A 7,328-nucleotide genomic window follows, 5' to 3' on the forward strand; every position below is an offset into this window, starting at 1 on the left:
CCTCGGTCGCCGCCCAGCTGGGGCTCCTCGCCGCCCGGCACGCCCCGGCCGACGGCACCCCGAGCCCCGAGGAGCGCCGGCTGACGGCCGCCGAGGACGCGATCACCGCCGGCGAGGTCGACCTGGCCCGGGACATCGCCCGGGAGGTGCTCGCCCGGGCGACCGTGCCCGCCGACCGGGTGCGGGCCTGGATGATCGTCATCGACACCGCCGGCCACACCATGGCCGAGGTCGACGCCGTCTTCCCGCAGGCCCTCGCCGACGCCGGCGACGACCCCCGGCTGCTCGCCCTCGTGCACTACCAGCTGGCCTGGCGGGCGCTCATCGTGGAGGGTGACTTCACCGAGGCCCGGGAGGCCGCCGCGCACGCCGCCGAGCTGGCCGCGCGCGGCCAGGACCGGCGCACCGAGCTGCTGTCCCTCGCCTTCCAGGCGCAGACCGAGACCCTGATGGGCCATCCGGAGGCGCCCCGCACCATCAAGCGGGCCCTGAAGGAACCGCAGGACCCCCGGGTGGCGTGGCATCACAACGGCGCGGGCAGCGCACGGTTCCGCTGGCTGGTCATGGGCGACCAGCTGGCCGAGGCCCGGGCCACCGTCACCGCGCTGCTGCGCGAGGTGCGCCGGCGCGGCTCGGTGGAGAGCGAGGTCCACTTCCTGCGCGGGCTCGCCGAGACCGAGCTGCGCGCCGGGCACTGCGGACGTGCTCTCGAACTGGCCCGCGACAGCCTGCGGCTCGCCCGGGACTCCGGGATCGGCGAGACCGCCTCGGCGATGCTCACCTCGCTCGCCGAGGCCTCCGGCGGCGATGTGGACCGCGCCCTGGCCCTCGCCCGGGAGGCGGTGGACCACGCCGAGGAGGACGGCGACCAGATGTACCTGTCCCGGGCGCTGGGCGCCCTCGGGTACGCCCAGCTGGTGGCCGGGGACCCGGCGGGCACCGTGCGCTCGCTGCGCCGGGTGCGCAGCCTGGAGCTGGGCCTGGGCATCACCGACCCGGCCCGGGGCCGCTGGCACGGCGACCTCGCCGAGGCACTCGTCCGGATCGGTGAGGCGGCCGAGGCGCAGGACGTCATCGACGTCAGCCGGGAACACGCGCTGCGGCTCGGCCGGGAGAGCGTCCTCGCCGTGCTCGACCGGTCCGAGGCGCTGGTGCGCGCCGCCCGGGGCGACCTGGAGGCCGCGGTCGCCCAGCTGACGTCGGCTCAGGACCGGCTCGGCAAGCTCGGCTACGGCCTGGAGGAAGCGCGGGCCGCGTTCGCGCTGGCCCGGCTGCGGGGCGGCCCGCGGCCCGGCTCGGCGGTGTTCGACGAGGCCACCCGGATGTTCCGGCGCTGCCGGGCGCTGCCCTGGCTGCGCCAAGTGGACGAATCCCTGGCCACCGCCGAACCGGCACCGGCCCGGCCGGAGGCGCTGGACGCGCTGCACGCGCTGGCCGCGATGGAGCGTCAGGTCGCCGCGCTGGTCATGGAGGGCGCCACCAACCGGGAGATCGCGGCCCGGCTGTTCATCAGCGTGAAGACGGTGGAGGCGACCCTGACGCGGGTCTACCGCAAGCTGGGGATCCGCTCCCGGGTGGACATCGTCCGATTGGCGGCAGGTCACCGAGCGCCCTGAGCGGTGCTCTTGTTAACTGAACCGGACCGAGGGTTTTCCCTCACCCAACCCCCTAGGGGGTTCCCTCATTGGGAGCCGAGGGTTCCGAGTCCTAGCGTAAGGGGCGTGCCGCTCGCCCGGGCACATGGGGGTCGGTCCCGCGCCCCCCATGCAGACCCCACACAGACCCGCGCGACCCCCCACCGGTGCAACCCCCACTGAGGAGACTCATGTTCGGGCTCACACGTGCCAGAAAGACCGCCGCGACCGTGGTGGCCACCGCCGCCGCGGCGGCGTCCGCGCTGCTCGCCTCCCCCACGGCGAGCGCCGCGCCTCAGCCCATCGTCGGCGGTACGACCACCACGACGACCGCGTACCCGTTCATGATGCAGATCACGGACGCGTCCCAGAACCAGTTCTGCGGCGGCACCCTGGTGGCGCCCAAGAAGGTGGTGACGGCCGCGCACTGCATGGTCGGCGAGACCACGAGCAGCGTCCGCGTGGTCGGCGGCCGGACCTACCTCAACGGCACCAACGGCACGGTGAGCCGGGTCAGCAAGATCTGGATCAACCCGGACTACACGGACGCCACCAACGGCGACGACGTGGCCGTACTGACCCTCTCGACGTCGATGCCGTACACCACGGCGAAGTACGTCTCCTCCTCCCAGACGAGCGTGTACGCGGCCGGCACCACCGCCCGCATCCTCGGCTGGGGGACCACCTCGGAGAACGGCAGCTCCTCGAACCAGCTGCGGACCGCGACCGTCCCGGTCGTGTCCGACTCCAGCTGCCGCTCCTCCTACGGTTCGGACTTCGTCCAGTCCGACATGGTCTGCGCCGGATACACGTCCGGCGGCGTGGACACCTGCCAGGGCGACAGCGGCGGTCCCCTGCTCATCGGGGGCGTCCTGGCAGGGATCACTTCCTGGGGCGAGGGGTGCGCGGAGGCCGGTTACCCGGGTGTCTACACCCGGCTGACCACCTTCTCGGACCTGGTGACCGCGCAGGTCGACTCGTGACCCGGAAGACTTCCCGAGTACCCCTCGGGTGACGGCCGGGGGGCGTTGCGGGCCACCACGAGCGGCCCGCAACGCCCCCTCTCCAGCGCTCCGGTCGCGCCGGCCGGAGGCCCTCACCGCCGTACGACGTCCCCGAACCGGATGTCGTGGGCGGTGCCCGGGTGCATGACCGCGCGCATCCGCTCCGCCTCCTCGGTCACCTCCGCGCGCCGCGCCCTGCCCAGCTCGGCGAAGGTCTCGACGACGAGGGTGTCGCCGTCGAGCTTCCACAGACCGGCCAGGAAGCCGTCGACCAGCAGCGTGCGGTGGGCCTGGTTGCCCTGCCAGTGCCGGCCGCGGAGCGCGGGCGGTACGACACGGGTGCGGTCGGCGTGGGAGAGCAGGAGGTTGTCGAACTCGGGCAGGAAACGGGGCGGTGCGGGGGTGTCCGGGTCGGGGCGCGGGGCGTCGGGCAGGTCGAAGAGTTCGACGCCGTCCGGGTCACGGAAGGTCAGCAGCCGGGGGCGCAGGCGTTCGAAGGCGGGCGTGAGGCGGGTGAGCCCGGCCCAGGTCTGCATGTCGCGCACGGAGGCGGGGCCGAAGGCGGCGAGATAGCGCAGGACCACGTCGTCCGGCGCGGGGGCGGGTTCGGCGGGGCGGCCCAGCCAGTGCTCGGCGGTGGTGAGGGCGACCTGCCCGCTCTCCTCCCACAGGCCGCGCGGGGTGACCTGGACGAGCGGGAGCGTGCAGCGGGCGGCGACGGCGAGGGCCCGCGGGTCGGCGTCCGGCCACGCGGCGCCGAGGGCGGCGCGCAACTGGGCCATGGTCCGCGGCTCGGCCTCCACCAGTTCCCGGGCGACAGCCGCGAGCCGGTCCAGGTCGACACCGGCCAGCCCCGCGCGGAAGGTCCGCAGCTCGCGGTCGCGGGCCGGCTGGACGAAGGGCCGCAGGGCGAGGCAGTCGTCGGCGGTGTGGGTGTGGATCGTGGAGCGCATCGTGACGATCCTGGCCACGTCCCGGCCGGCCATGAGCGCGGACAACCGGTCCGGCGTGAAACCGTCCAGACGGGCGGCGAGGGCGTAGTACGGGGGCCGGGTGTTCTGCGCCTGGAGACCGAGGAGATGACGCACCGCGTCCCCGGCCGGCCGCGCGGACCGGCTCAGCAGGAGCTGCCGGGCGAGGGTGGCGCGGTTCAGCGCACGGACCTCCATGACCGGCGCACGTGCCGAACCGCCCCGGGCACTGCTCCGCTTTCCGCTGCTCTGGGTCATGGCCGCACGCTAACGCCACTCGCGGACGACCTCTGTCCGCGATGCCCCCGCGCTGTCCCGCCGTTGCCCCTCCGCCCCCGGCCGTGGTGTCGTACCCGTGGATCGAGGACTTCGCGGAAGGGGCGGACATGGGTGAGGCGCTGGTGCTGGGCGGCGGGGGTGTGGGCGGAATCGCCTGGATCACCGGGGTGCTGGCGGGGCTCGCCGAGGCCGGGCGGGACGTGACCGGGGCCGCTCTGCTCGTGGGGACCTCCGCGGGGTCCGCCGTGGCGGCGCAGGTGGGCAGCGGGCTGGGTCTGGAGGAGCTGTACGCCCGGCAGGTGGACCCCGCGCTGCAGGCCGCCGAGATCATGGCCGAGATGGACCTGGAGAAGTTCGTGGCGGAGATCGGCGGCGCCGTGGAATCGGCCGCGTCCATGGGCGAGTTGCGGCGCGCGGTCGGGCGGGTGGCGCTGGACGCGCGGACGGTCTCCGAGGCCGAGCGGCGCGCGGTGATCGAGTCCCGGCTGCCGTCCCACGCATGGCCGGAACGGGCGTTGAAGATCGTCGCGGTGGACGCCGAGAGCGGTGAGCCACGGGTCTTCGACCGGTCCTCGGGCGTGCCGCTGGTCGACGCCGTCGCCGCGAGCTGCGCCGTGCCGGGCGTGTGGCCGCCGGTGACGATCGGCGGACGCCGGTACATGGACGGCGGGGTGCGGTCCATGGCCAACGCCGACCTCGCCGCCGGTGCCGACCGGGTGCTGGTGCTGGTGCCGCTGGGCGCCACCGAGCCCTTCCCCAGCGAGCGGCCGCTGGAGCGGTCCGTGGCGGAGCTGCGCGCCGGGGGCGCCGAGGTCGTGGTCGTCGCCCCCGACGAGGCGTCGGCCGCGGCGATCGGCGACAACGCCCTCGACCCGGCCACCCGCCGCCCGGCCGCCGAAGCGGGCCGGGCCCAGGGGCGCACGCTCACCCTGCCCTGGCCGCGGGGCTGAGCGTCTCCCCTGCGCCGACGGCTGCGCGGAGTACGGTCGCACACCTACCGCAGTCGCGGCAGCGCCCCGGCCGTTCACGGGACACGGTGACACGCGGGCGGCTGCCGAAGCCGGTCGGGCACAAGGGCGCGCGCTCACCCTGCCCTGGCCGCGGGGCTGAGCGTCTCCCCTGCGCCGACGGCTGCACGGGGAGCGGTCGCACACCTACCGCAGCGCGCGCTCCGTTCACGGGGCGCGGTCGCACACGGACGGCAGCCAGGTCAGGCCCGGGGTGGCGCTGAGGGTGTCCAGGGAGTGCAGGAGGTCGTCCAAGTGGCCGGGGTGGGCGAGGAATTCGATCGCCGCCTCGGCGAACGCGTCCCGTACCGCGGGCGGCATGGCGTCGGAGGCGTCGAAGCAGTGCACGGCCCGCCGGTCGCGGAGGGTGAGCGCCAGGGAGCGGCGCCAGTCCGGGTCGCTGCCGCCGGCGGGCGGGACGCCTGCGTGGACGGAGAAGCCCGACTGCTGGGCGCTCCAGGCGCGCTGGGCGTCGGCGGAGGCCAGATACCGGATCAGCTTCTCGGCCGCCGGGGTGGCGTGCAGCAGGGCGACCAGGTCTCCGGAGACCTCCCACGCGCGGTTGGCGGAGGCGCCGGAGATCAGCCGGGCGGAGGGCTCGTAGCGGCCGTCGACGTCCTTCCAGGCGTGCTGGCGGCCCCGTATGAAGGACGCCTGGTGCTCCAGCGTGCAGCCTCGCGGGCTCGCGGTGACCGGTCGCGACGCCGCGCCGTACGGGGTCTTCAGGGCCCGCCGGACGAGGGCCGGGTCGCCTCCCGCGCCGACGAGGTCGCCCCAGGCGGTCCAGGCCGCCTTCACCTGCTTCGACCCCCAGGGCAGTGTGCCGCGCGCCCACCGCTCGTAGACGCCCGGACCGTACCGTTGCAGCAGGATGTCCTCGATCCAGTCGGTGCCGGGCCAGCCGCTGGTGGCGCCGGAGCCCATGCCGACGCACCACGCGGCCGGCCGGTGCGCCGCCCGCTTCCGCTCCTGTTCCGCGACGCCGGCCGGGTACCAGACGATGCTCTTCAGGTCGGCCTTGAGCGGGAACCAGTACACGTGCCCGTCCGCCAGCGGCATGGCCCAGGACGTGCCGAAGTCCCCCTGGTCCACCAGGCCTTCCAGCGGCAGGAGGTGCTTCTGCCGGGCGTACTCGGCGAGTTCGCCGGGGCCGGTGAGCACCACCACGTCGGGCGGCGTGCCGGCCTCGACGTCGGCGCCGAGCACCTGGCTCTCGGCGTTGCTGCCCTGGTAGTCGACGTGGATGCGGTACTTCCGCTCGAACGGCTCGACGACCGCCGTCCGGAAGTTCTCCTCGTCCTCGCCGGTCCAGTTGGCCAGCAGGGTGACGGTGGGCTCCTGCCCGAGGACGCGTACGCCCACCACGACGGCCGCCGCCAGCACGGCCAGGCAGCTCGCCACCACCGCGACGACGCGGACCAGGCGGCGGGAGGGGCCGAACCGGGTGCGGGGGGCGGCCGTCGCGGAGCCGCCGGGGTGCGCGTTCACCGGGGCCTGAACCGGTAGTCGTCGATGTGCCGCCGCAGGCCCGTCTCGGCCAGTGCCATCAGCAAGGCGCCTCCTATCAGGATCCACACCGCCGCCGACGCGCGGAAGCCGGTGTGTGCCAGGTACGAGGCGGTGTCCCGCCCCGCGTCGGGTATGAGCCGCCCGGGCAGCGGGCTGTCGAGCAGGTGCCGGATGTCCGCCATCCCCCGCTGCGTCCACACGGTGAACAGCACGGCGGTGACGACCCCGGCCGCCAGCAGCGCCACGGCGGCGAGGAGTTGGCGGTTGTACCGGCGCCGGAAGCGGCGGCGCAGGAACCGCTGGGTCTCCAGCAGCGCGGCGCCCAGGGCGAGGGCCAGCAGCAGGGTGACGCTCCAGGCGAGCCACATCAGCGGGCCGAACGAGGTCTGCCGGTGCACGACCGCCCGCTGCTGCCGTTGCAGCGCCTTCAGGCGGTCCTGTATGCCCGTGCCCTTCTCCGTCAGGATGCTGTCGGCGTAGCTGCGGTAGGCCTCGCGCAACAGGCTGCCGTCGGGCTGGAGCTGGGACCTCTGGACCTTGACCGCGTAGACCGTGATCAGTCCGGCGATCGTCTGCAGGGTCTGCCGGCCCGCCGGCCCGCCCACGTCGTCGTCGGCGGCGGCGGCCGACAGGCTCTGCGCGGCGACCGAGATCTGCTTCTGGAAGTCGCTGGTCGGGGCGGGCGCGCCGGCGTCCTCCTGGGCCTGGCCGAGCGCGTACAGCGCGGTGTCCAGGGACAGGACGGCCGGGGCGCTGGAGGTGCGCAGCGGGTCCGCGTTCCGGTGCACGCCCTGGTACGACACGAACAGCGACAGCGCCAGCAGGGCCGACAGGGCCAGCAGCAGGCGGTGGCGGACGGCCAGGTCGTGGGCGGTCGTGCTGGCGCCGTCCGCCGGGCGCGGCCCGGCACCGGGGAGCCGCGCC

6 protein-coding genes are annotated in these 7,328 nt (G+C 74.9%); 3 read left to right on the top strand and 3 right to left on the bottom strand.

Annotated elements, in window-relative coordinates:
* A partial coding sequence (locus ABZV94_RS38925; RefSeq protein WP_356349366.1) for a LuxR C-terminal-related transcriptional regulator occupies positions 1-1,616 on the top strand: 1,616 nt, incomplete at its 5' end.
* Positions 1,617-1,825: 209 nt separating this feature from the next.
* Positions 1,826-2,617 carry a serine protease gene (locus tag ABZV94_RS38930; protein WP_356349368.1) on the top strand — a complete coding sequence of 264 codons (792 nt, stop codon included), beginning with the start codon at positions 1,826-1,828 and terminating at the stop codon, positions 2,615-2,617.
* 113 nt (positions 2,618-2,730) lie between these two features.
* Here the strand turns inward: ABZV94_RS38930 and ABZV94_RS38935 are convergent, their stop codons facing one another.
* Entirely contained in the window at positions 2,731-3,867 is a 1,137-nt protein-coding gene (locus ABZV94_RS38935) for a winged helix DNA-binding domain-containing protein (protein WP_356349370.1), read from the bottom strand.
* A gap of 128 nt (positions 3,868-3,995) precedes the next feature.
* Here ABZV94_RS38935 and ABZV94_RS38940 point away from each other — a divergent pair, with 128 nt between their 5' ends.
* Complete coding sequence (locus ABZV94_RS38940) at positions 3,996-4,838, top strand: patatin-like phospholipase family protein (protein ID WP_356349377.1); 843 nt, start codon at positions 3,996-3,998, stop codon at positions 4,836-4,838.
* A 225-nt stretch (positions 4,839-5,063) separates the two neighbouring features.
* Here ABZV94_RS38940 and ABZV94_RS38945 read toward each other — a convergent pair whose 3' ends face one another.
* Both ABZV94_RS38945 and ABZV94_RS38950 read right to left on the bottom strand, forming a co-directional pair.
* A complete protein-coding gene (locus ABZV94_RS38945; protein ID WP_356349372.1) occupies positions 5,064-6,383 on the bottom strand; it encodes an ABC transporter substrate-binding protein in 1,320 nt (439 codons plus the stop codon).
* A partial coding sequence (locus tag ABZV94_RS38950) for a hypothetical protein (protein WP_356349375.1) occupies positions 6,380-7,328 on the bottom strand: 949 nt, incomplete at its 5' end. The genes ABZV94_RS38950 and ABZV94_RS38945, both read right to left, overlap by 4 nt.

Origin of the sequence: Streptomyces sp. NPDC004658 (assembly GCF_040609555.1) — a bacterium.
GTDB lineage: Bacteria > Actinomycetota > Actinomycetes > Streptomycetales > Streptomycetaceae > Streptomyces.

Bases quoted from the DNA above. Each gene is read 5' to 3' on its own strand.
- ABZV94_RS38930 (WP_356349368.1), top strand. From the start codon at position 1,826: ATGTTCGGGCTCACACGTGCCAGAAAGACCGCCGCGACCGTGGTGGCC.
- ABZV94_RS38935 (WP_356349370.1), bottom strand. From the start codon at position 3,867: ATGACCCAGAGCAGCGGAAAGCGGAGCAGTGCCCGGGGCGGTTCGGCA.
- ABZV94_RS38940 (WP_356349377.1), top strand. From the start codon at position 3,996: ATGGGTGAGGCGCTGGTGCTGGGCGGCGGGGGTGTGGGCGGAATCGCC.